A 24,069-nucleotide genomic window follows, 5' to 3' on the forward strand; every position below is an offset into this window, starting at 1 on the left:
GGTTGAACAGATGAAGTGTATTCAACTAACCGCGATAAAAATGAGTGTTATCGTCCTGGCTGCAGCCTTACTCAGCGCATGTCAGTCGTATTACGCACAACCTTCATTGAGTCGGGCAGAATTAAAACAGTATGATTTTAACAGTCTGACATTGAAGGCCGGTAACCGTATTAATTATCGGGTTCAGGGCGAGAATAACCAAAAGACGTTGCTGATGGTGCATGGTGGTGGAGATTCACTGAGTGTCTGGAACCGTTGGGCTGATCAATTGCAGCAGGATTACCGGGTGATTCGTATTGATATGCCGGGTCACGGTTTATCTGACCCTTATCCTGATGGCCAATACAATACTGTTAAAATCGCTGACAGCATTGGCGAAGTCGTGGATTTATTGCAACTGAACGAGTTTGTGCTGGTAGCACATTCCTATGGTGGTGAAGCCAGTCTGCATTATATCCAGCGCCAGCCAGACAAGGTAAAAGCCCTGGTACTGGTGGCTCCTGGTGCCTATAAGCCGGAATGGGAAGATATTAAAGACTATGTAGAAAGCTTTAATCAGTCATATTTACCGGGTAAATCAGGAGTACGCCAGTCGTTGCAGATTATGTTTGCTGATCCGGCTCGTATTGGAGATGAAATCGTCGATTATTCTTACGACCTGTATCAGTATCAACCAAACTGGGGCACGCTGCAGGCGATGGAACAAGGCAGTGCGGATCATTATCAGGAAGTATCGGGTACCACAGATATTAAGGTGCCAACTCTGTTGTTGTGGGGTGATCAGGATAAGGTGTCGAACCTGAACAATATCGGTCGCCGGTTACATCGGGAGATACCGGACTCTGAACTGGTTGTTTATCCTGATGTTGGTCATATGCCGAACTATGCCATTGCCACGCAGTCGGTTAAGGACGTACAAAAATTCCTTAAAGATCGAGTCTGGTCCATAAACAACTAATTGGAGGTAGCAATGAAAATTTTTATAACCCTGTTAGTTCTATTGTTAAGTTCCGGCGTTCATGCGACAACTAAAGACGAGCTGGTTGCTCTGGTTGAACGTTATTATGTACTGGAAGCTGAAGAAAATTATCGGGCGGTTAGCAAGCTGTTTAAACCTGGTGCAGAGGTATCTTATTCGCTTGATTTTGGTATGTTAATGCCGGACTACAATTTTGAATTTATCGTTAATAATGCAGCTTCGTTTGACGTTTTAACGGAAGGAGAAGAACAGGACGATTCTGAAATATCGAATATTCAGTGGGATATTGCGGATGCCGAAATTTCAGCTGACAGCGGTAAAGTTGTGGTTAAGCTGAGCTGGGATTATAAAAGTTCCGACGGTGATGGCAGTGTAAAAGCTGAAGATACCTTTAACTTCACGATTGTTGATGGCAAGACGTTAATAAACTCCTATCACTCCGAACAGGAATATTAATTGGCCATCAATACCCTTAGCGTCGTTGGTTTTATTAAGATGCAGGCAGGTTAGTCCCCTGCCTGCCAACGGCGTATAGCAACATAACCGTCTTTTTCTCCCAGCTGATAAGCCTGCTCCAGTGTTTCCAGATCCATTGTGAACTGCCCCGCAGCAAAACTCTCGTCCGGACATATTTCGATAATTTCACAATCGCCAGGTGGATTGCGGATAAAACTCAGAGAATGGTTGTAAGCGATATGGCGTTGTTGTAGTGCTCTGGCGATTGACGGGTAGGGCCGCAGCAATAGCGGAAAGAGCTTATTGATGCGGTAACTTTGTTTCTGGTAACTGGCCGGATTAGAGCGTAATACCAGAATTTTCCGCGCACCACGCCGATATGCTTCGTGCACCGGCAATGAATCACTGACTCCACCATCAAACCATTGCTTGCCCTCATGCATCACTTTATTGCGGAAAGCGAATGGCATATTTCCCGATGCTTTTAACAGCTGAAACAGGGTGTCGCGGCGTGGAGCTAAATATTGCGTTTCTGCGGTATTCGCACAGGTGACCGTGGCCAGGAACTCAGTGTTAGCTGAGAAAATAGTATCCAGGCCTATAGGCAATTCTTTTTCGGTAATCTGCCAAAGCCAGTCGATATCAATTAAATGACCTCCGCGTAAAAAATGCCAGAAACTTTTAAATTCCGGGCGGCGACAATAATCTGTATAAATATAGTGATTTCTGCCGCGTTTATTACCCAGATAGGCTGCGGCGTTAGAAGCACCGGCTGACACGCCAATGCATAAATCGAACGGATTAAACTGATGCAAAAGAAAGGTATCGAGAATGCCGGCGCTGTAAATGCCACGCATGGCTCCACCTTCAACAATAAGTGCGGTTTTTGTTTTCATAATATTTCAGACTTGTTTATTGACCCAATAAAGCAGCTTGGGCTGGCGCTAAAAATGCCCGGTTTGTAAAAGTCGCTGGACAAACCGGGGCGCCCAAATTCGGATATAATAGCAGTCATGCTCACACGAGGAGGGGGAAGAGTGCTACACGGGCAAAGAAAAAAGTGTTTCAGGCCGGAGTCTGTTTATCGTTAACAGACCCACGACGGCAGTAGCATTCCTCAGGCAACTTCGAATAACGCAGCGGCTCCCATGCCACCACCAATACACATACTGACAACCACATATCTGGCACCACGGCGTTTGCCTTCAATTAAGGCATGGCCTGCCAACCGGGCACCAGTCATTCCATAAGGATGGCCTACGGAAATACCACCACCATTAACGTTATAGATATCCGGATCGATGCCAAGGAACTCCTGACAATATAATGCCTGGCAGGCGAAGGCTTCATTCAGTTCCCATAAACCGATATCACGAATGGTCAGGCCATGTTGTTTTAACAGTTTAGGAATGGCGTAGACCGGTCCAATTCCCATTTCTTCCGGGGCATTACCAGCGATTGCCATACCACGATAAATCCCTAATGGCTGCAGGCCTCGTTTTTCTGCCAGCTTACGTTCCATCACCACGCAGGCAGAGGCGCCATCGGACAGCTGACTGGCATTGCCAGCGGTAATTACCCCATTTTCAATAATCGGTTTAAGACCGGCGAGGCTTTCCAGAGTTGTTTGTGGACGGTTGCCTTCGTCGGCTGAAAATACCTGTTCACGAAAGCTGATTTCCCCGGTTTCTTTATTAACCAGTTTTTGCTGAACCTGAATCGGTACAATTTCGTCGTCAAATCTACCAGCCAGCTGTGCTGCGGCAGTCCGCTGTTGCGATAATAACGCGTATTTATCCTGGGCTTCACGGCCGATATTAAAACGCTCGCTGACATTTTCGGCGGTCAGTAACATCGGCATATAAGCGTGTTCTGCGTGGGCAATTACATTGCTGTCCTGTTCCCGGGCAACCCATTCGAAATAAGGACCCTGCAACGCAGAAATATTTTCCTGGCCGCCAGCAACAACAACCTGCATACCATCAACAATAATTTGTTTCGCAGCATTGGCAATGGCCAATAACCCGGAGGCACATTGGCGATCAACGGTCTGACCTGCCGCGCTGTAAGGTAAACCGGCAGCTAATGCAGCATTACGGCCCAGATTCGAACCGGCCGTACCGGCTGTTAATACAGTACCTGCGATTACGTCTTCTACTTCATCACTGGCGATGCCAGCACGGTTTACCGCGTGTTCGATGGCATGGGCCAGCATAGAAGGGGATTTAATATTATTCAGCGATCCCCGAAATGCTTTACCAATAGGGGTTCGTGCGGTTGAAACAATAACGGCTTCTTTCATAACTCAGCTCTCCAGGTCGGCAAAGGTTTTATTCTGTTGCACCAGCTCAATTAATAAGTTGGCCGGTTTAAACCAGTCGGTACCGTAGTCGCCTAACGTTTGCTGGTATTTAGTCAGTCCGTCTAACACGCGTTGCAGTCCAATTTCATTGGCATATTGCATTGTTCCACCACGCCATGCCGGGAAGCCGTAACCATTAATAAACACCAGGTCGATATCTGATGCCCGATAGGCAATGTTTTCTTCGAGAATCCGGGCACCTTCGTTAATCATGGCAAACAGGGTACGTTCAACGATTTCTTCAGCAGAAATATCTCGCCGGTTCACTTGAAGCTGTGCTGCTAATTCTTCCGCCAGAGTGATCACGCTGTTATCTTCAATACGATCACGGCCTTCGTAGATATAAAAACCACGTTTGGTTTTTTGTCCCAGATGGCCTTTGTGGTTCAGATGATCACAAATCACCTGATAGCTCGGGTCGTGCTGCAGCTGGCTGCGAATACCTTCGCGCGCCAGATAACCCACATCAATACCCGCCAGATCAATCACGGAACAAAAACCCATGGCGAAACCAAATTCAGTTAATGCATGATCAACTTCAGCCGGGGAAGCGCCTTCCAGTACCAGGCGGGTGGCTTCACGACCATAGGGTTCAAACATACGATTGCCAATAAAGCCCCAGCAAACACCGGAAACTACCGCTGTTTTTTTAATGCGGCGGGCGATATTTAAGGTGGTTAATAACACCTGATCGGAAGTTCGTGCACCACGTACGACTTCCAATAAACGCATCACATTGGCCGGGCTGAAAAAGTGCAGACCAATCACATCCTGTGGACGTTTGGTTGCGGCGGCAATCAGATCAACATCCTGATAAGAGGTATTGGTTGCGAGAATAGCGCCGGGTTTACACACCTGATCCAGCTGTTTAAATACCTGGGTTTTAATGGCGATATCTTCGAACACAGCTTCGATCACCAGATCACAATCACTCAGGTCCTGGTAATTCAGGGTACCGGTAATATGTTGCTGGCAGGCCTGTGCCTGCTGTTGTGATATGCGCCCACGGCTGACACTGATTTCATAATTCTGATGAATATTATTCAGGCCACGCTGTAATGCATCGTCTTTAATTTCCAGCAATTTAACCGGAATACCGGCATTGGCGAAATTCATGGCAATGCCACCACCCATGGTGCCGGCGCCAATAATCGCTACCTGTTTGATTTCCCGGGCAGTTACTGCATCGTCCAGACCGGGAATTTTCTGTGCCGCACGCTGGGCAAAAAATACATGTTGTAATGCCCGTGCCTGGGAACTATTGCTGGCCTGAATAAACAGCTCTTTTTCTTTTTTCAGGCCATCGTGTAATGGCAGAGCAACCGCAGCCTGAATTGCTTCGAGTGCCAGTTGCTGGGCGTAACTACCTTTTTTGCGCCGCAGTTCATCCTGCCGTTGACTGAAAAACTCACTATCTATGCCTTTCATATCCAGACTAGTGTCTGAACAGGAACGTGTACCTTCTTTATGAATGATAATTTCTTCGGCATAGGCCAGAGCAGCGTCGAGTAAGTTTTCTGACTGATCAATACGATCAACTAATCCCATATGCATCGCCGCTTCCGCGGAGCAGGGTTTGCCGGACAGAATCATATCGCTGGCGTGTTGAATACCAACAATTCGTGGCAGTCGCTGAGTGCCACCGGCACCTGGAATGATACCTAATGAAACTTCTGGCAGACCCAGCTGACAATGTTGATCGGCGATACGATAATCACACGCCAGCGCCAGCTCTAACCCACCACCTAATGCAACGCCGTTCATTGCCGCAATAACCGGTTTGTTTAGCGCTTCAATGGCATTTAATACCGTGGGTAATGCCGGTGAGGCAAAGGCATCCCCCTGTGAAAATTCTTTAATATCGGCGCCAGCACAAAATACTTTGGCCAGTGAATAAATCACTACTGCCTGGCTGTTATCGTTTGCAGCTTTTTTGATTGCATCCTGTAATTGCTGACGTAAGTCTTGTCCCAGGCTATTAACCGCATCACCATTTAAAACAATCAGAGCAAGGTTGCCGCTGCGTTTATAATTTACTGCTTGTGTCATGTTATTACCTGTTAAGCCTCTGGATTTCTTACGACTAATAAGCGAATTTCGGTCATATCTTCAATGGCATAGCGGATGCCTTCACGCCCTAGGCCGCTGTCTTTAACACCGCCATATGGCATATGGTCGACCCGCCAGGACGGCACATCACCAATGACGACGCCACCAACTTCCAGTCGTTGCCAGGCTTTTTGTGCCTTGTATAAATCGCGCGTAAAAATACCGGCCTGTAAACCAAATTTACTGTTATTAATTTCTTCCAATACCGCATCAAAATCACTGAAGCGGTCAAGAATAGCGACCGGGCCAAAAGCTTCTTCGTCGCGCAGTGGTTGGTTGGCTGGCACATTTTCCATCAGAGTTGCCTGTAACATGGCACCGTCACGCTCTCCGCCGCACAGTACAATAGCGCCTGCGTCAGCCGCCTGATTTATCCAGCTGTGTAACCGGCTGGCTTCTGCTTCGCTGATCATAGGGCCAATAAAGGTCTGCGGGTTTTTCGGATCACCGGATTTTAATGCCTGAGTTGCAGTAACCAGTTTCTGGCGTAGCTCATCAATAGTATCTTCATGGGCGTAAATACGTTGTACGCCGATACAGCTTTGACCAGACTGATAAAAGGCACCAAAAACAATACGTTCAACGGCATCGTTAATATCGGCATCTTTATCCACCACGCAGGCCGCATTACCACCCAGCTCCAGCACAACGGGTTTTTTCCCGGCTTGGGCTTTAAGCGCCCAGCCAATATCCGGAGAACCGGTAAAGCTCAGCAGTTTTAATCGTTCGTCGGTGGTAAATAATTCCGCGCCATCTCGGCGGCAGGGCAGAATGGAAAAAGCACCCGCAGGTAATTCGGTTTCTGCCAGTACTTCACCAATCATTAATGCCCCAATGGGTGTCAGGCTGGCGGGTTTCAGAATAAATGGGCAGCCTGCTGCAATGGCTGGAGCGATTTTATGGGCGGCTAAGTTCAGCGGGAAATTAAACGGGCTGATAAAGGAACAGGGACCAATCGGAACGCGTCGGGTCATGCCTGAATAACCTTCTGCCCGGGGGCTGATATCCATGGTGATCACTTCGCCATTAATTCGCACCGCTTCTTCTGCGGCAATGCGGAAGGTGTCGATTAAACGACCGACTTCGCCCCGGGCATCGTTGATGGGTTTACCGGCTTCGATGCATAACGCCTGAGCAAACTCTTCAAAACGTTGCTGAAAACGCTCAACACAATGATTCAGTATTTGCTGACGTTTATAAGCAGGCAACGCCGCCATGGCTTCTTTCGCCTGGTCGGCGGCGCTGATGGCCTGATCAATAATGTCGGCGTTGGCCATGGCCACATGACACACGACATCGTTGGTGTACTTATCCTGGATGGCCAGGTCCTGATTAGCAAACACCGGCTGGTTTGCCAGATAATACGGATAGTGGTTATTCAGCATGATTGGCCTCGTCAGCGCTGTGGTCAGACATTAACGCCTGTAAAACATCACGTGTGTGATTGGGAATCGGAGTGGGTTTGTCGCTGGCACGATCGACAAAAACATGGACAAAAAAACCACAGGCGGCCGGAACGTCTTCACCTTGACGGAACATGGCCAGTTCATAACGAACGGATGAATTGCCCAGGTGAGCCACACGAATACCCACTTCAATGGCATCGGGAAAGGCCAGCGGTGAATAATAATCGCAGCCGGAACTGACGACATAACCGATGGCGTCACTGTGCTGAATATCTAACCCGCCTTGCTGAATTAAATAACTGTTGATGGCACTGTCGAAATAACCGTAATACACCATATTGTTCAGGTGGCCATACGCATCGTTATCTAGCCAGCGACTGGTTACAGGCATAAAAACCTGATAGTTATCACGCTTCTCAGTAATTTTTGACATAAAATTTTATCCCGTTTTTTTAACAGGTTAATAAACCGATAAATCGTTTTTAAAGAGTTGCAACCCGGTGGGATTACAAAACCGCCTGGTAGATGGCAAACGCGTCTTGTTCACTCATCTCTTTCGGGTTATTGGTTAATAATCGCTGCTGTTTCATGGCATCACTGGCCAGCGTGCGCAGGGCCGCCGAAGTAATATCCAGATCGCTCAGGCGGGTAGGCAGGTTTAAATCAACAATTAACTTTTCCAGGCCCTGAATCAGGGCCAGAGCTTTACCGCTGTTATTACCGGCGAGGATATCGGGAAAAATGATATTGGCGAGTTCAGCGTATTGTTGTTCGGCGGCATCCAGGTTAAAGCGCATCACTTCGGTTAATACCAGTGAGTTGCTTAAACCATGGGGGATATGAAAAATACTGCCGAGTGGATACGCCAGTGCATGCACGGCACCAACCGGTGCGTTAGCAAATGCCTGTCCGGCTAACATGGCGCCAAGCAACATATTTTCCCGGGCGTTAATGTCGCTGCCGTTATGTACGGCCTGGGAAATATTGCCCGCCAGCAGGCGTAATGCTTCACGGGCGTACATATCAGACAGCGGATTCTTTTTAATCCGGCTGGTATAAGCTTCGATGGCGTGAACCATGGCATCAATACCGGTTGCTGCGGTAATGGCTGGTGGCAGGTCAATGGTCAGCCCGGCATCCAGCAGCGCCAGGTCGGGCAATAATAACGGACTGACGACCCCCATTTTTCCCATATGGCGGGTGGTAACAATTGCCACTGGCGTTACTTCTGATCCGGTGCCTGAGGTTGTTGGAATCTGAATCAGAGGTAACCGTTTGCCATTGGCCTTTTCGATACCGTAGATGTCTGCCAATGACTGCTCGCATTCTGGGTGGGCCAGTAAAGCCACCAGTTTGGCAACATCCATCGAGCTTCCGCCACCAAAACCAATAACGGCATCGGCCTGACAATGTTGCGCCTGTAGGCTGGCATCCAGCACAACCTGTTCCGACGGGTCAGCTTTAACGTCGCTGAACAGCGTGACGTTAACTCCGGTTTTCGCGAAGCTGTTTAACATACCTTTGTGCAAATCAAGCTGCACAATACCCGGGTCGGTAATAATTAATACCGAACGGAACCGGCGTTGGCGGCAGAGATTCCCTAAACGGTTGCTGGCACCAATTTCACACTGGATGGATTCGCAATTATTAAAATTAAACGACATAGTTAATTTCCCGGTTAAAAGGCAAAATGCTCAGCAGCGAGTGACATCAGGTTATCCGCGCCGGATAACAAGCTGGCTTTATGCATTTGGCAGCGGGGTAAAATACGGTCGAAGTAGAATTGTGCGGTGCTGATTTTGCTCTGATAAAAATCGCTGTCGTCCGGATTAAGTAACATTTGCTGGGCTGCTTTATTGGCCATACGTAACCAATAACCTGCCAGCGACACATACGCAGAGTATTGCAGGAAGTCGACAGAGCAGGCGCCAACTTCTTCCGGGTTTGCGGCGCTCATGATTTGCACCTTCGCGCTCAGTTGCTGCCATTCGTTCAGCTGGTTATTCAACTCACCGGCCAGCGCGGCAAGAATATGACCGTCAGCCACTTCATCTTTAAGTTGTTGCGCCTGGCTACAGTCCTGCTCAAACTGCTGTTGCAGACGGGCTAAGGTTTCTGCCTGATCGCCGATGACTTTACGGCGCAGATAATCCAGCGCCTGAATGCCATTTGTGCCTTCGTATAACATCAGAATCCGGCTGTCGCGCATCAGTTGTTCCATACCCCATTCACGGATAAAACCGTGGCCGCCATAAACCTGCACGCCAAGGCTGGCACATTCCTGACTGATGTCGGTGAGGAAGGATTTAACAATAGGCACTAACAACGCCAGCAGCTTCAGCTGTTGTTTGTGATCACTGGCGTCTTTGGCAAAACGTTCTTTGTCCAGCAGTGTTGCGACTTCATAGGCTAACAAGCGGCTGCCTTCGGTCAGTGCTTTCTGGGTTAATAACATCCGCCGCACGTCCGGATGGACGATGATCGGGTCAGCCGCCTGATCGGGATTTTTGACTCCGCTTAATGAACGCGTTTGCAAACGATCATTGGCATATTCCAGTGCTCCCTGAAACGCCATTTCAGCGATGCCCAGACCCTGCAGCCCAACCTGAAAACGGGCGTCGTTCATCATGGTAAACATGCAGGCCAGACCCTGGTGTTCACCACCTACCAGCCAGCCTTTGGCTGCTTCAAAATTCATCACACAGGTAGCGGAGGCTTTAATGCCCATTTTATGTTCAACCGAACCACAGCTCAGGCTGTTACGTTCGCCTGGCTGACCCTGGTCGTCGGCTAAAAACTTAGGAACCGCAAATAAACTGATGCCTTTGCTGCCGGAAGGCGCATCCGGCAATTTGGCCAACACCAGATGGACAATATTGTCGCTCAGGTCGTGCTCGCCAGCTGTGATAAAAATTTTGGTGCCGGTAATGGCATACGAACCATCTGCGTTGGGTTCGGCTTTGGTGCGCAGCAAAGCCAGATCGGTTCCGGCCTGGGGTTCGGTCAGACACATGGTGCCGGACCATTCGCCGCTGATCATTTTTTCCAGATAGGTGTGTTTCAGTTGTTCGCTGCCGTGGGCATAAATTGCCAGCGTTGCGCCTTCGGTTAAACCCGGATAGGTACGCCATGACAGGTTGGCCGACATGGTCATTTCATGGAATGGGGTTGCCAGGCTGTTGGGTAAATCCTGACCGCCAAATTCGGCTGGTGCTGTCATCGACGCCCAGCCATTGTCGCAATACTGGCGATAAGCATGTTTAAAACCCGCTGGTGTGGTGACTTCGCCGGCGTTAAAAACCACGCCTTGTTCATCACCTTCGCGGTTAAGCGGCGCTAATTCGTTGCTGGCGAACTTAGCGCCTTCTTCGAGGATAGCGTCGATCAGTTCCTGATTCAGATCCTGTAAACCAAGCTGCTGGTAGTGCTTTTCCAGGCCAATGACTTCGTTCAGTAAAAAGCGCATATCGCGCAGGGGTGCTTTGTAAGCCGTCATAACTTGTATCTCAATGCAGGGCAGGCTGCCCGGTTCATTCACTGTTGCAATAGCCTAAGTAGCTTTTTAGTATTTGAGAAATTGATAGTTTGAATTCAGGTATTTGTCTGGTGAATATTAATAATCTTGATCTGAACTTATTGCGTGCGTTTGATGCGCTGATGCGTGAGCAGAATGTGTCCCGTGCTGCCCAGCGTATTTCACTCAGTCAGCCGGCTATGAGTAACGCCCTGAACCGGTTACGGGAATTATTGGATGACCCGGTACTGGTACGGGTGGGGCGTGGAATGCAACCGACACAAAAGGCTCGGGCTATGGAACTGCCGATTCGCAGTGCATTAAAAATGATTGAGAACAGCCTGATTCCCGAGGCCGACTTTGATGCGGCACACTCCGATCGGGTGTTCCGCATTCTGGCCACCGATTATGTGCAGTTGTTATTGTTGCCAGCCTTGCTGGAGTTGTTGCAACAGCAGGCGCCGGGTGTACGGATTGAAGTCAGCCATCTCGATCCGGATGTGCCTGAACTGCAACTGGAGCAAGGAGAATTCGATTTTGCCATTGGCCGCTTTCCGCAGTTACCACAGAGGTTGAGTCGGATGTGGTTATTTTCCGACGATCTGCGCTGTTTGGTTGCGGCCAATAATCCGGCGTTCGGCGATGAAGTGACGGAACAGCAGTTTCTGCAAACCCCGCAGATCTGGGTGTCGGGAGGCCAGCGCCGTGGATTAATTGATGAGTGGTTGGCGAAACAGGGGAAACAACGGCAAGTCAGCGTTGTCACTCCGAGTTTTTTATTAGCGCCGTTACTGGTATCTGCCAGCGATACGCTGGTAGTAACGCCTGCCAGGGTGGCGCAACAATACGCCCGTTATCTGCCGTTAAAAATTCTGCCATTGCCAATGCCCATTCCGGCATTTGATATTCATCTGATCTGGCATCCGTGCCAGGCTGAAACTTCATCGCACCGCTGGTTGCGGGACACTTTATCCCAACTGTGTGCATCTATGAGCTGAACCCGGCCTGCCGGGTTAATCAGAATATTGTTCAAAAGCTCATTAATTTTAAAAGCGAATAAATACTTGTTTTTAAAAAAATGCAGTGATATTTCTAAATAAAGCGAGCAAATACTTGCTTTTAATAACAAGATAACTACAAACGCATTTTCACCTTCTCTGAACTGAGTCGGAAGTAATGTCAGGCATTCTTGGCCCGACATTGTTGATTGGATTCAGACGGCAACGAATAAAAATAACTGCGAATGTGAAGAGAACAATATGACAAGTTTAACTAAGGCGGCACTGGTGTCAGCCTCATTAATTCTGGCCGCCTGCGGTTCGGATAACAAAAAAAACTCCACTGAAAATTCCGCGGAAAATCCGCAAAAGCCTGCCGGAAATGGCTTGCTGGTGAAAACAACGGCGGGCACGGTTGAAGGTTTTCAGCACAGTCTCGGAGTCAGCCGCTTTAACGCCATTCCCTTTGCCGAGGCACCAGTGAACGAATTACGTTTTTCACCTCCGGTTGCGAAAAAATCCTGGCAGGGTATTCGTCCGGCCAAAGAAATTGGCCCACGTTGTATTCAGGTTGAAGCGGGTATCAATAACGAAAGTGAACATTGGCAGGGCGGTGAATCCGAAGACTGCTTATGGCTGGATATTAATACACCGGCAACCGGTGAAAATCATAAACGTCCGGTTATTGTCTGGGTGTATGGTGGTGGCTTTTATGGCCACGGTGCGGCTTACCCGGTTTATGACGCAGCGCGCCTGGCAAAACAGGCCGATGCCGTGGTGGTGAATATTCAATACCGTATGGGGGCGTTAGGCTGGTGGAACGCGGCGGAATGGCGTGGCGAAGATGAAATTACTGATCACAGCGATCCGCAATATCTGAAAAATGGCCAGAAAGATGTGATTCTGGCATTGCAATGGGTACAGCAAAATATCAATGCATTTGGTGGCGATAACAATAACGTTACCCTGATGGGTGAATCCGCCGGGGGCTTATTAGTCACCACACTTATGGGCGAGCCACAACTTGATCAGCTGTACCATAAGGTCATTAATTTCAGCGGCATTCGTGAAGAGGATTTTAAACACGGGGATCGCAAAGCCATGACCCGGCGCATGAAAGCCGAGCTGGGTGACGAAAATATGAGCCTGGAGTCGTTACGGGCACTGCCGGTTGAAAAAATTATTGCTGCGCAACAAAAAGTTCAACTGGGCGAAGGCTTTCGTTTTGACCAGCCTATTCTGTTTAATCCGGTGCAACGTGGTTTTGGCCGGGAAATCGCTCATTACCGTGAATTGGGCGAACGCCTGAAAAAACCCGCGCTGGTGGCTTATACCCGTGATGAATTTAATACCTTTGCTCTGCTGACGTTATTCCAGCGAACAGAAATGGACGCCATGCGTTATCAGCAGCAGCTTGCTGAAGCAAAAGAAAATGGTCGTAGTCCGGATACCGTTGCACCGGCTAAAAACTATCTGGATGCGAACCTGCCAGCGGATGAAAAACTGGCGCTATATTCGGGGCTGGCGTTTCAGGCGTTAACCGGTGATTCTCCGGCAGGCCAGGGCTTACGTATCGAAGAAGTAGCGGAACTGGCCGGGCTGATTTTTGCTGCCAATGGCGGAGATCCTGCAGCATTAGCCGATCCATCTGCCATGACGGAACAGCATAAAAGCCAGCTTGCTGATGCTCACCTGGCGGTGATTTCAGCCTTCGCAGCACACCGTCCAGCGCTCGAATTTGCTGACGAGTACAGTAAAGGCTCAGACGTTTTTATGCTCAGCTTTGATAAAACGTCCGGTAAATACCCACATCTGGGTGCCATGCACGGCGCTGAGCTACCGTATGTGTTTGGTAATCTGCAATACGATGAAGCTCTGATTGGCGAAAACGCTCCACGAGCGTTATCCACTCACCTGCAAAAACTGATCGGTGCTTTTGCGCGTACCGGCAACCCGTCGCTTCCCGGTTATAGCTGGCCAGCCTATGAGCACAGTCCGGCTAATGATTTCGCCAACAGCCGGGTGATGCGGGTTGATTATGATCTGAAAAACGACCAGCTGCAGGCTGAAGTCACTGGCTTTACTAAGCCCTGGCTGAAAGCCTTTATCGCAAAAGTGGCCGGGTTCCGTGCAAAAGGTGACGACCGCCCGGGCACAACACTGGAAGACCTGCTTAAGGCCGAGGCCGGGCTGTGATGTTGGCCGCTGCCAACAAAGATAAACATTTCGTAACAAAAATCTAAGCGAGTAAATATTCGCATATATTGACCTGGGTCTTTTGTGATGTTTTTATTTGTTAATGCGAGTATATATTCGCATTAATGATTGAGCCCACGGAAGACCTCTGATCTATAACAACAATCCAAATCGGAGAAGATAAGTGAAAAGCCAGAATTTATTTCCCCTGACCTTTGCCGCCTGTGCGGTGATCAGTGCCAACAATGTGATGGCCGGAGGATTAGAAAACGCCCGTATGCCAACCAGTTATTTATACGGTGAATCAAAAAACCTGTTACACGTGGCGGTAGGTTATGCCACTGGTAATGTTGAAGGCACCGCCGCGGATGGTTCAAAAACCGGCAATGGCGCACCTGAACTGGTGGTGACGGATATCGGTTACCGTCATAACGTGAATGATAAATGGGCGCTTGGCCTGCGCTATAACCAGCCTTATACCTCCAAGATCAAGTACAAAAAAGGTTTATACAAAGGTACCGAAGGCGAGTGGGATTCCCAGGCATTGACCGGTGTAGTGAAGTATCAGATTGATGATAACTACGGTGTTTATGGTGGCTTGTCTGTTGTGCGTACCTCCGTTTCTAAAACAAAATTAAACGCTAATCTGATTCAGTCGCCGGCTCCTGGTGTCCCGGGGGGCTATCAGACCGAAGCAAAAACCGATTACAGCCCACGGTATTTATTGGGCGTTTCTTATCAGATTCCTGAAATTGGTTTCCTGACCACACTTACCTATCAGAGTGAAGTGAATGTTGACCTGAAACCACGTGAAGAAATGTTCGGTGAAGTCAGTACGAAAACCGTGAAAGTGGAATTACCACGGGCATTATCGTGGGATTTTGAAACCGCCGTTGCTGAAGATAAATTTATTTATGGCTCGGTTCGTTGGGTGCAGTGGTCGAAATTTAAAATTGCACCAACGTTATTTAAGCGTAATACCGGTCAGAACCTGCTGGACTACAAAGACAGCGTTTCTTACGCCTTTGGTTACGCACAACAGCTGAGTGAAAAATTTATCGGTACGGTATTTTTCGGTTATGAAAAACCGGAAGGTGGCAAGTTAGCCGCATTGGCGCCGTTTGATGGTTACCAGAGTGTGGGTGTGGGTGGTTCTTATAATTTGGGTGATCTGGATGTTAATGCCGGGGTGGAATATTCCACTGGTCGTAACGGCACCGACGACTTCGGTACAAAGTATAAAAACATCGATGCCGTTGGCGTAAAAATGTCGTTCGATTATCACTTTTAAGCAAATAGCTACTGCTGAGCTTTTAACGACTTAATTCAGACAGGATTGACAAATTAACGAATAAATCGCGTATTTGTGCATCTCCATATAAGTCTGAGGTGGCTCGGGTTGTTTCAGTACAAAGTTATCCATGCAGGTATGAGTGGCATAGATGTACTTACCCAACTGAATCAACTCCGGGCGCGCTTTTGCCGGATTAAACGGCTGCAACAGGTCGGCGATGATTTCGGCGATTTGCAATCCGTGTTTGCTGTCGAGTTCTTTCAGCTCGGTATACAGCTCGGTGGCCTTAACCAGCTCGGATTCCAGCTTCAGCTGAACCGCATCAAGCTGTTCGTAGTTATAGAGGGAATCGACCGCTTGCCATAGTTGTTGCTCTTTTTCGCCATCGTCAATGGTTTGTACAGGAGCAGCCATTTGTTGCAGCCCGAGCCGGACTTCTTCCAGCCAGCGGGAATACAGCTCGGACAAAATGGCGAGTTTGTTGGGGAAATACTGATACAGAGAGCCCACCGACATACCGGAAAGCTGAGCAACACGATTGGTAGTGAGCTTTTCCAGACCTTCGTTGATCAGAATATCGCGGGTGGTTTTGAGGATAGTTTCCACCTTGGCACGCGAGCGCAACTGGGTTGGCTGTTTGCGGGCCGTTAACTTGGCCGGTTTGGTTTTATCCGTACGGGATGGGGTATCAGCAGGCATAACTAACTCAGAGAACAAGGTCAGGCCGATTGTTTCATATTCGTGTCGGCCTAGCAAAACGGACAGAAATACAGAGTAGAGAATCAGGGGAAATTTATGAAACGTGTGTTACTAACGGCTGCGGCAGGACTGATGTCAGCGACCTTGTTATCACCACTGGCCGGCTGTGCATCGTCCAGTCGCCCGTCGACCGCAGAGCAGAATGGTGAGCAGCCGGCGGATCGGGTGTTAACCGATGCCCGAGTGTATTCAGCGGTCGCAGGTGCCGGTGTTAAAGCGCAGCAAGCCATTGCCATTCGCGACGGGAAAATTATTTATATTGGTGATGAAGCCGGTGTGTCAGCCTTTATTGGTGACGATACGATTGAGCAAGACGTCGATGGCAAACTGGTGATGCCCGGGTTAATCGACAGTCATACCCATGCTGGTCTGATTGCATTATTGGCCAATGCCACACCGATGCCGGAAAATCTGGACAAAGACGGTATTGTCAGCTGGTTAAAACAACATATCGAAGATAACCCGGAGTTACCTTATGTGTTTGCCGGTGCCTGGAATGTATCGACCTTTGGTCTGGCCGGGCCACATAAAAAAGATCTGGATGCCGTCAGTAAGGGCATTCCAGTGGTACTGATGGACGACTCTGGTCACAGTGCCTGGTTGAACAGCAAAGCACTGGCATTGCTGGATAACAACGATGATCTGGCGCCGGGGTTGTCGTTTTATGTGCGTGATGAGCAAGGTGAACCCACCGGCTGGTTAAAAGAGATGGTGATGGTGGATGCCATCGATAAAATCCACACACCGGATGAAACCATGCCGGAAGTGCTGGAGTTTTTCCTCGGTTATTTATCCGCCCATGGTGTTACAACCATGATGGACGGCGGCAATATGTCGGTCGGCGAGCTGGTATATCCAACCCTGAAACAACTCGACGAGGCGGGAAGACTACCGCTGCGTTATGAAGGGGTTCATCATATTTACGACCCGCAACAACTGGACACTGCGGTGGCAGAGTTAGTGGCACTGCGTAAAAAGTATCAGAGCGACAATATTCATTTTAATACCATTAAGATTCACTTCGATGGTGTGATGGAAATCCGTACTGCGGCGATGTTAGAAGGTTATAACGATCAGCCACACAATAAAGGCCGCACCATTGTTTCGGAACAACGTTTGTACCAGCTGATGAAGCAGGGTAACGCCGAGAAAATTGATTTTCATATCCATACTGTTGGTGATGCGGCTATCCGCACCAGTCTCAACGCTTACGAGCGTTTAAAAAATGAGTTAGGTGATCAGCTGTATAGCCGTATGACGCTGGCTCATCTGGAATACATTCATCCGCAGGATATTAAACGCTTTCAGCAGCTGGGGGTGATTGCCAACTTCACGCCACAATGGCACGGCGGTTATTTTGAACTGGACTACCACGCCTTAGGTGAGCGCCAGAAACGTCGTATGGTGGTACAGCCATTATTGGATGAAAAGGCGATTGTGGCTTTCTCAAGTGACGTGGTGACGCCGGATGAATTAACCCGGGCTAATCCTTTTTTAGGTATGCAGGTTGCCCATAACCGACAGGATATCGAAGGTGGCGAGGATGCCGCGGTGATGGAGCCGTTATCGGATCGGTTAAAACTGACCGATTTAATTGATGGTTATACCCGTGGCAGTGCCTATCAGTTGCGCCTGGAAGCTCAGGAAGGAACGTTACAGCCGGGTAAAGAGGCCAATCTGGTGGTGATGCGTGACGATATTCTGGAAATGGATCGTTACGACATTCACAACGCCAAAGTGGCTATGACCATCCGTCAGGGTCAGGTGGTATATGAACGTGACTTCGGTGCTATTGTTGAAGAATGGTTGTTTGAGTTGTTGTATCAGTAATGGTCGCTGACTGAGCGGTAGTGTGCGCTCAGTGAGTAAAGTAGTGAGTTAAGCAAGGCCGCAGCCTATGCTGCTTTCCCCGGGGAGTTTAGCTGATGTGCACTCAGCCCCCGGGGCTTTTTACGTTTTTATGACAGGGTTTTATACCCGCAAGCAGATCTGAAGAAGGAAGGAGAGTTGTAATGGCCAATAAAATCCTGTGCGGCATTATGGTTATTATCCTGATCATACTGGTCGGGCTGGTCGTATTGTTTTATCGCCCGGATATTAATAAAGAAGGGCTACCACAATATATTAAAGACTCGTCACGTTTTCTGCGTTTGCCTAACGGTGCCAATATGCATTACCGAGACGAGGGTAATCAGGATGGTCCGGTACTGGTGATGATTCATGGCGGCTTTGGTTCATTACAGAACTGGGAAGGCTGGGTTGAACAATTAAAAGCCGATTATCGTCTGATCTCGATGGATTTATTAGGGCATGGATTAACCGGCAGTTATCCGGCCAATGTCTATGATCGAATTGCAGAACGTGATGCTGTGTATCAGTTATTACAAGCGTTGGATATTGGACATTTTGCTGTGGCGGGTAATTCTTTTGGTGGTGGTGTTGCACTGGAGTTAGCACTGCAGTATCCACAACAGGTATCGCGTTTAATTCTGGTGGATTCTGAAGGTATTCCTAATTCCGACGACGGTTATGACGCTTCGTTGTTTTCTGATAGCGAAGCGGTATCGCCGGATTCTCCCGAATTTACTCAGTTGTCGTGGTTTGAGCGCAGCGCCAGCCAGTTTATCAGCAAACGGGTTATTCGCAGTGTGATGGAGCAAATGACGTTTAATAAATCGCTATTAACCGATGAATATGTGGATTATTTTTCCGAGGTTAATCGCCACCAGGGCAATCGTGAAGCTCAGTTATTAATGTTTCGCCAGGGTATGTATCTGGTTGAGAAAAATGGCCCTCAGGATTTATTGCCGCGCTTATCTGAATTGAATATGCCTGTGTTGGTGGTGAACGGCAAGCAGGATGAATTAGTGCCGGTCAGTGTAGCTGAAAAATTTCACCAGCATATTAACAACAGTCAGTTAGCGATTGTTGATCAGGCCGGACATATGCCAATGATGGAAAAGCCCAAAGAAACCGCCGCTATTATCCGGGATTTTATTAATGATTAAGATGTTGTTGGTATGTATCTCTGCCGTTGTTGTGCTGATTGTTGTTGCGTTAAGCCTGTGGGTGGCCAGCTTATGGCAAAGCAGCCTGACGATAGAAGAGCTGGATCAATACGTTAAAAAGTATGTGACACTCAGTGACGGTAGTCATGTCCATTACCTGGACAGTGGTGAAGTGAGCAGCGCTGAAGTGGGTAATGGTGAGGCTAAAAAACCGGCTTTATTACTATTACATGGTGGTATGGATAATCTTTATACCTGGGAACTGTGGCGTCAGAGGCTGGAGCAGGATTATCGTGTGATCGCTGTTGACCTTCCAGGCCATGGCCTTAGCGATCCGGTGCCGGGTGGTCACTATGATCGTTGGTTATTTGCTGAGTTTATTGATCATTTTACTGCGGCAATTAATCTGCAGCAGTTTGTTATTGCCGGTAATTCTTATGGTGGCGAAACCGCGATTCGTTATGTACTGGATTTTCCGGGAAAAGCCCAAGGATTAGTGTTGGTTGATTCCGGCGGTTTATTAATGAATGCTGATGATCTGGTCAACAATGCTCCGGCGTTTGAAAAAATGGTATTGGCGTTATCGAAAATACCTGGCCTGGGCTTTGTTCTTGATCATGTGTTGCTGGCGTTATTATCCGAACAAAGTGATTATAACTATAATTCAGCTTATTTTACTGAAGCTTATGGCCAGCGCTTTAATGATATCAGTCGTTATATAAAGAATCGCAGTACGATTCGTGAGCTGGCGATGCAGGGAGCAAAAACCTACAACGAGATTTCCAGATTAGAGAACATTGAGATTCCTACTCTGATTCTCTGGGGGCAGCGTGATGCAGCCTTACCGGTTGAGCTGGCGCATCGTTTTAATCAGGCAATTCCTGCTTCTGAACTGATAATTTATCCGGATTCCGGCCATATGCCACAAATGGAGGTGCCAGATAAAAGTGCGGCTGATGTTGCGGGGTTTATTCAGAAACTTGGTAATCCGTAAATTCAGCTGAAAAGACATGACTCTACTGTTGTTAAACCCGTGCGTTAACCGGCATTAAATATTGATGTCGGTTAACGCAGGTTTAACTTATGGGGGTTATGCAACCTGGCGCTGCGATGATTTCTGGGTGGATAATTCAGCCATCGCAGCCACTTCTCCAACCACAATCAACGCTGGACCTGCACCGGAATACTGGCCAGCCAGATGAGGTAGATCCATCAATACGCCTTTAATGACCTGCTGGTTGGGCAAAGTACCGTTGGCGATGATGGCAATCGGCGTGGATTCATGCAGACCTTCGGTTAACAGTCGGGCTGTAATGGCGCCGGCTTGTTTGGCACCCATATAAAATACCCGCGTCGGATTTTGCGGCAGATCGAATTCGCCGTGCTGACTGTGACCACTCTGCAATACCAGTGCATTGCCAAGATGGCGGTGAGTCAGCGGAATTTTAGCGGCTGCAGCACAACCTCCGGCTGCGGTAATGCCCGGGACCACCAAAACGTCGATGCCACGTTGTTGCAGATACTGTAGCTCTTCACCTCCACGACCAAAAATAAACGGATCACCACCTTTGAGGCGCACAACCCGCTGATATTTCCGGGCGCAGGAAACCAACAAAGTCTGAATATCGGCCTGACCCATCTTGTGATCGCCACAGCGTTTTCCAACATGAATACGGGTACATTGTTGCGGAATTAATTCAAGAATTTCCGGTGAGATGAGCGCGTCATAAAGTACGCAGTCTGCCTGGCTGATGGCTTTCATCGCTTTAATGGTTAATAACTCCGGATCGCCAGGGCCTGCACCGACTAAGGTCACGGTACCGAAAGATTGAGTTAACTGTTTTGTCGTCGGTTTTTTATTTAACGTCGTCATGTTATTTCTCACTTAATTCGGTAAATAATTCTGCAGCGGTGTTGTCACTGCGATATTGCTGCGTCAGTGCGGTCAGCTCCGGAATACAGGATCCACAATTAGTGCCACATTGCAGTTGTTGACCCAATGCTTCGGCGTTATTTGCACCGTCCGCGATGGCGGCTTTAATGGCGTTCTCGCCCACCTGAAAACAAGAGCAGATAATTTTCCCCGGGTCGCTTTGTTTGCCGGGTGCTCTGCCTCCCAGCAGTGCTTTGCGGGTCAGGGCATCGATATTTTGGTTATCAAACTGTTCGGTTAACCACTGACGATTAACACTGAAGTCCGGTTCGTGAATTCCCTGAACGAAGGCAATCGCCTGTAGCTTGCCATCGTTGATGCAGGCCCAACGGTGATGCTGTCGCTGGTCATCATCAAGGGATAACCATTGTCCCGGTAGCTGTTGTTCACAGCGTTGTTTAAATGTGTTCATAAAATCGACTGCCGTTTGATTACCGGCAACTTCGTAAAAATGCCCTGAGCTGGTTAAGCCGTATGCCCAGTAATCACAATCGAGCGGTGACAGATTGCTATCGCTGATAAACAGATCCTGACGGGATAAAATAAAGCCTTGCCACTGCAAGGGCAGAGGACGCAGTTGAATGCGGGTTATTTTTAACTCCGGCTGCCCCGAGAACGGGTCGTGGTCGGAATTGACCAGGCTGCCCATTCGTGCCTGATTAGCGTAGCGATCGTTCCAGTGCATCGGCACAAAGGCTTCTCCGCGACGCTGCTGATCAGAAATCCGCGCGCGGACGCGAATGCCTGCACGACGGTTAAACACTTCCACCAATTGATTCTGTTTGACGCCATAATCTTCGGCATCATCAGGGTGCAATTCAATAAATGGTTCGCTGATGTGCTGTGCCAGGCGGGCACTTTTACCGGTACGGGTCATGGTGTGCCAGTGATCACGAATGCGCCCGGTGTTCATATTTAATCCCGCGGACTTGTCGTTATCAGCGGCACTTTCCTGCTGTGGCAGGCAAGCATCAATGGCGAGAAAACGGGCTTTTTTATTGGCGGTAAAAAACTGGCCGTCTGCAAAAAAGCGCGCCTTACCCGTGGGGTAATCATCGTTAACCGGCCACTGGACCGGAGCCAGGGCGTCGTATTGTTGCTGGCTCATACCCACTAATGCGGATAAATCAAAATCGCGGCGGCCGTTGTTTTCGAACGCGGATAAGCGGGCGTGTTCGTCAAAAATTTCAGCCGGGTGTTGGTAGTTAAAGGCGTCTTTATAGCCCAGGCGTTGGCCAACCTGAGAAATAATCCACCAATCCGGTTTGGCCTCTCCCGGTGGTGGTAAAAAACCACGCTGACGGGAAATACGGCGTTCGGAATTCGTCACGGTACCGTTTTTTTCTCCCCAACTGGCCGCTGGCAACAAAACATGCGCGGCTCTGGCGGTATCGCTGTAGGCCATACAATCGGAAACCACCACCAACTCACATTTCTCCAACGCCCGCTTTACCAGGTCTGCATTTGGCATACTCACCAGTGGATTGGTTGACATAATCCAGAGGAACTTAATGTCGCCACGCAGTACCGCTTCAAACAGTTCAATGGCTTTCAGGCCGGGTTTTTCCGCAATTCTCGGGGCTTGCCAGAAGCGTTTAACCCGCTCACGCTCGCCTGCAGAAAAATCCATGTGGGCGGCTAATTGATTCGCCAGGCCACCCACTTCACGACCGCCCATGGCGTTTGGTTGGCCAGTAATGGAAAAAGGGGCGCAGCCGGGTTTGCCAATTTTACCGCTGGCCAGGTGGGCGTTAATAATGGCGTTGGTTTTATCTGTGCCGGTGGCACTTTGGTTAATACCCATGGAATAAACCGTTACCGCTCGCGGGCTGGCGGCGAACCAGTCAAACCAGCGTAATAAATCATTCACCGCAAGGTCGGTATTGGCGGACAGCTGTTGTAGATCTTCACTTTGTGATCGAGCTTGCTCCAGTGCCAGCTCAAAATCGTCGGTACAGTTTTCAATAAATGGCTGATCAAGCTGATCGGTCGTGGCCAGGTAATTCAGCAGAGCATTAAACAGGAAGGCATCAGCTCCTGGTCGAATGGCCAGGTGCAAATCAGCAATGTCACAGCTGGCGGTTTTACGTGGATCAATCACGACGACTTTTAATGATGGATTACGCTGTTTTGCTGCAACAATACGCTGGTAAATAATCGGGTGGGCCCAGGCCAGGTTACTGCCAACCAGAGTGATCAGATCCGTTTGCTCCAGATCTTCATAACATCCGGGGACTGTATCGGAACCAAACGCACGTTTGTAACCGGCCACCGCAGAAGCCATACACAAACGCGAGTTGGTATCCATATTGGCACTGCCGATAAAACCTTTCATCAGCTTATTGGCGACGTAATAATCCTCGGTTAATAACTGTCCGGAGCCATAAAATGCCACGGCTTCCGGCCCATGGTTATTCACCACCTGCTGAATTTTATCGCTGATCAGATTCAGTGCCTGATCCCAGCTGGCACGATGACCGTTTAACAGAGGTGTGGTTAAGCGTTCATTGTGGTCCAGGGTTTGATGCAGCGCGGAACCTTTAACGCATAGCTTGCCAAAGTTAGCCGGATGATCGGCCAGACCGGTTACCGGGGCAGGGACACCGTTATCGGTTTCAACCTTTACACCGCAGCCGACACCACAATAGGGGCAGGTAGTATCGGTAGTTACAGCTGTCGTTGCAGTCGCTATGTCGCTCATCATCACTTTCCAAAAAAAAAAGCGCCCACAGATCATCATCTGTGAGCGCCAATGCTCAGGTCTGAAAACGGAGGAAACAGACCTCGTTACACAACACGAAAACTGAAATACCAACGCTGGTATTCCGGAGTACTTGCCATTCGGCTAGCAGAGGTCTTCTTTCAAGTTTGATGCCAGATCTGTTTTCTCGGCAGGTTGTGCTGATCAGCACGATAAACCCGGAGGCGGCAGGTTGTGTGTGCACTGTGTTTGGCTGCTGAGAGGTTATTATGCACTAATATGTTGCGCAAATCGTAATTGCTCGCGCTGTGGTATGAGAGGATTGGCCGCAAGTACCAGGAATCGTAAAAATTG

Annotated in this window: 18 protein-coding genes; 8 read left to right on the forward strand and 10 right to left on the reverse strand. The window is 48.8% G+C overall.

Going from position 1 to position 24,069, the window contains the following annotated elements; genetic code table 11:
- The first annotated feature begins 10 nt into the window (after positions 1 to 10).
- Positions 11 to 958: an alpha/beta fold hydrolase gene (locus tag ACOQOZ_RS01890; RefSeq protein WP_420590592.1), complete on the forward strand. Its 948-nt coding sequence runs from the start codon at positions 11 to 13 to the stop codon at positions 956 to 958.
- 12 nt (positions 959 to 970) lie between these two features.
- Positions 971 to 1,435: a hypothetical protein gene (locus ACOQOZ_RS01895; RefSeq protein WP_420590593.1), complete on the forward strand. Its 465-nt coding sequence runs from the start codon at positions 971 to 973 to the stop codon at positions 1,433 to 1,435.
- 50 nt (positions 1,436 to 1,485) lie between these two features.
- Here the strand turns inward: ACOQOZ_RS01895 and ACOQOZ_RS01900 are convergent, their stop codons facing one another.
- The 7 genes from ACOQOZ_RS01900 to ACOQOZ_RS01930 all read right to left on the reverse strand — a co-directional run bounded on the left by ACOQOZ_RS01900 (position 1,486) and on the right by ACOQOZ_RS01930 (position 10,808).
- Entirely contained in the window at positions 1,486 to 2,331 is an 846-nt protein-coding gene (locus tag ACOQOZ_RS01900) for a patatin-like phospholipase family protein (protein WP_420590594.1), read from the reverse strand.
- Positions 2,332 to 2,552: 221 nt separating this feature from the next.
- Positions 2,553 to 3,737: an acetyl-CoA C-acyltransferase gene (locus ACOQOZ_RS01905; RefSeq protein WP_420590595.1), complete on the reverse strand. Its 1,185-nt coding sequence runs from the start codon at positions 3,735 to 3,737 to the stop codon at positions 2,553 to 2,555.
- Positions 3,738 to 3,740: 3 nt separating this feature from the next.
- Positions 3,741 to 5,846 carry a 3-hydroxyacyl-CoA dehydrogenase NAD-binding domain-containing protein gene (locus tag ACOQOZ_RS01910; RefSeq protein WP_420590596.1) on the reverse strand — a complete coding sequence of 702 codons (2,106 nt, stop codon included), beginning with the start codon at positions 5,844 to 5,846 and terminating at the stop codon, positions 3,741 to 3,743.
- An 11-nt stretch (positions 5,847 to 5,857) separates the two neighbouring features.
- Positions 5,858 to 7,291, reverse strand: a complete 1,434-nt coding sequence (locus ACOQOZ_RS01915) for an aldehyde dehydrogenase family protein (protein WP_420590597.1) — start codon at positions 7,289 to 7,291, stop codon at positions 5,858 to 5,860.
- A complete protein-coding gene (locus tag ACOQOZ_RS01920) occupies positions 7,281 to 7,745 on the reverse strand; it encodes an acyl-CoA thioesterase (RefSeq protein WP_420590598.1) in 465 nt (154 codons plus the stop codon). The genes ACOQOZ_RS01915 and ACOQOZ_RS01920 overlap by 11 nt, the downstream gene beginning before the upstream one ends.
- A 73-nt stretch (positions 7,746 to 7,818) precedes the next feature.
- Positions 7,819 to 8,976 (reverse strand): iron-containing alcohol dehydrogenase, encoded by a 1,158-nt coding sequence (locus tag ACOQOZ_RS01925; protein WP_420590599.1) that lies wholly within the window; start codon positions 8,974 to 8,976, stop codon positions 7,819 to 7,821.
- Between the two features lie 14 nt (positions 8,977 to 8,990).
- Positions 8,991 to 10,808, reverse strand: coding sequence for an acyl-CoA dehydrogenase C-terminal domain-containing protein (locus ACOQOZ_RS01930; RefSeq protein WP_420590600.1), 1,818 nt, complete (start codon positions 10,806 to 10,808; stop codon positions 8,991 to 8,993).
- A 110-nt stretch (positions 10,809 to 10,918) separates the two neighbouring features.
- Here ACOQOZ_RS01930 and ACOQOZ_RS01935 point away from each other — a divergent pair, with 110 nt between their 5' ends.
- From ACOQOZ_RS01935 to ACOQOZ_RS01945, 3 genes are all read left to right on the forward strand, one after another.
- Positions 10,919 to 11,824 (forward strand): LysR family transcriptional regulator, encoded by a 906-nt coding sequence (locus ACOQOZ_RS01935; RefSeq protein ID WP_420590601.1) that lies wholly within the window; start codon positions 10,919 to 10,921, stop codon positions 11,822 to 11,824.
- A gap of 261 nt (positions 11,825 to 12,085) precedes the next feature.
- Complete coding sequence (locus ACOQOZ_RS01940) at positions 12,086 to 14,020, forward strand: carboxylesterase family protein (RefSeq protein WP_420590602.1); 1,935 nt, start codon at positions 12,086 to 12,088, stop codon at positions 14,018 to 14,020.
- Between the two features lie 184 nt (positions 14,021 to 14,204).
- The gene (locus ACOQOZ_RS01945) at positions 14,205 to 15,311 is read left to right on the forward strand and encodes an OmpP1/FadL family transporter (RefSeq protein ID WP_420590603.1); all 1,107 of its coding nucleotides are present in this window, start codon (positions 14,205 to 14,207) and stop codon (positions 15,309 to 15,311) included.
- Positions 15,312 to 15,341: 30 nt separating this feature from the next.
- On the opposite strand, the gene ACOQOZ_RS01950 is transcribed toward ACOQOZ_RS01945, so the two are convergent.
- Positions 15,342 to 16,013, reverse strand: a complete 672-nt coding sequence (locus ACOQOZ_RS01950; RefSeq protein ID WP_420590604.1) for a TetR/AcrR family transcriptional regulator — start codon at positions 16,011 to 16,013, stop codon at positions 15,342 to 15,344.
- A 96-nt stretch (positions 16,014 to 16,109) separates the two neighbouring features.
- On the opposite strand from ACOQOZ_RS01950, the gene ACOQOZ_RS01955 reads away from it, so the two are divergent.
- The 3 genes from ACOQOZ_RS01955 (at position 16,110) to ACOQOZ_RS01965 (ending at position 20,075) form a co-directional block, all read left to right on the forward strand.
- A complete protein-coding gene (locus ACOQOZ_RS01955; RefSeq protein ID WP_420590605.1) occupies positions 16,110 to 17,903 on the forward strand; it encodes an amidohydrolase in 1,794 nt (597 codons plus the stop codon).
- A 182-nt stretch (positions 17,904 to 18,085) separates the two neighbouring features.
- Entirely contained in the window at positions 18,086 to 19,081 is a 996-nt protein-coding gene (locus tag ACOQOZ_RS01960; RefSeq protein ID WP_420590606.1) for an alpha/beta fold hydrolase, read from the forward strand.
- Positions 19,074 to 20,075, forward strand: coding sequence for an alpha/beta fold hydrolase (locus ACOQOZ_RS01965; protein WP_420590607.1), 1,002 nt, complete (start codon positions 19,074 to 19,076; stop codon positions 20,073 to 20,075). Before ACOQOZ_RS01960 ends, ACOQOZ_RS01965 begins: the two co-directional genes overlap by 8 nt.
- Before the next feature lie 96 nt (positions 20,076 to 20,171).
- Here the strand turns inward: ACOQOZ_RS01965 and cobA are convergent, their stop codons facing one another.
- Together cobA and ACOQOZ_RS01975 are read right to left on the reverse strand one after the other, a co-directional pair.
- A complete protein-coding gene (cobA, locus tag ACOQOZ_RS01970; protein WP_420590608.1) occupies positions 20,172 to 20,954 on the reverse strand; it encodes a uroporphyrinogen-III C-methyltransferase in 783 nt (260 codons plus the stop codon).
- A 1-nt stretch (position 20,955) separates the two neighbouring features.
- A complete protein-coding gene (locus tag ACOQOZ_RS01975; protein WP_420590609.1) occupies positions 20,956 to 23,718 on the reverse strand; it encodes a molybdopterin-dependent oxidoreductase in 2,763 nt (920 codons plus the stop codon).
- Positions 23,719 to 24,069 lie beyond the last annotated feature (351 nt).

The sequence above is a fragment of the Bacterioplanoides sp. genome (genome assembly GCF_965219715.1).
Lineage (GTDB): Bacteria > Pseudomonadota > Gammaproteobacteria > Pseudomonadales > Oceanobacteraceae > Bacterioplanoides.

Excerpts from the sequence above, each read along its gene's own strand:
- ACOQOZ_RS01890 (WP_420590592.1), top strand. The coding sequence starts at position 11 with ATGAAGTGTATTCAACTAACCGCGATAAAAATGAGTGTTATCGTCCTG.
- ACOQOZ_RS01895 (WP_420590593.1), top strand. The coding sequence starts at position 971 with ATGAAAATTTTTATAACCCTGTTAGTTCTATTGTTAAGTTCCGGCGTT.
- ACOQOZ_RS01900 (WP_420590594.1), bottom strand. The coding sequence starts at position 2,331 with ATGAAAACAAAAACCGCACTTATTGTTGAAGGTGGAGCCATGCGTGGC.
- ACOQOZ_RS01905 (WP_420590595.1), bottom strand. The coding sequence starts at position 3,737 with ATGAAAGAAGCCGTTATTGTTTCAACCGCACGAACCCCTATTGGTAAA.
- ACOQOZ_RS01910 (WP_420590596.1), bottom strand. The coding sequence starts at position 5,846 with ATGACACAAGCAGTAAATTATAAACGCAGCGGCAACCTTGCTCTGATT.
- ACOQOZ_RS01915 (WP_420590597.1), bottom strand. The coding sequence starts at position 7,291 with ATGCTGAATAACCACTATCCGTATTATCTGGCAAACCAGCCGGTGTTT.
- ACOQOZ_RS01920 (WP_420590598.1), bottom strand. The coding sequence starts at position 7,745 with ATGTCAAAAATTACTGAGAAGCGTGATAACTATCAGGTTTTTATGCCT.
- ACOQOZ_RS01925 (WP_420590599.1), bottom strand. The coding sequence starts at position 8,976 with ATGTCGTTTAATTTTAATAATTGCGAATCCATCCAGTGTGAAATTGGT.
- ACOQOZ_RS01930 (WP_420590600.1), bottom strand. The coding sequence starts at position 10,808 with ATGACGGCTTACAAAGCACCCCTGCGCGATATGCGCTTTTTACTGAAC.
- ACOQOZ_RS01940 (WP_420590602.1), top strand. The coding sequence starts at position 12,086 with ATGACAAGTTTAACTAAGGCGGCACTGGTGTCAGCCTCATTAATTCTG.
- ACOQOZ_RS01950 (WP_420590604.1), bottom strand. The coding sequence starts at position 16,013 with ATGCCTGCTGATACCCCATCCCGTACGGATAAAACCAAACCGGCCAAG.
- ACOQOZ_RS01955 (WP_420590605.1), top strand. The coding sequence starts at position 16,110 with ATGAAACGTGTGTTACTAACGGCTGCGGCAGGACTGATGTCAGCGACC.
- ACOQOZ_RS01960 (WP_420590606.1), top strand. The coding sequence starts at position 18,086 with ATGGCCAATAAAATCCTGTGCGGCATTATGGTTATTATCCTGATCATA.
- ACOQOZ_RS01965 (WP_420590607.1), top strand. The coding sequence starts at position 19,074 with ATGATTAAGATGTTGTTGGTATGTATCTCTGCCGTTGTTGTGCTGATT.
- cobA (WP_420590608.1), bottom strand. The coding sequence starts at position 20,954 with ATGACGACGTTAAATAAAAAACCGACGACAAAACAGTTAACTCAATCT.
- ACOQOZ_RS01975 (WP_420590609.1), bottom strand. The coding sequence starts at position 23,718 with ATGATGAGCGACATAGCGACTGCAACGACAGCTGTAACTACCGATACT.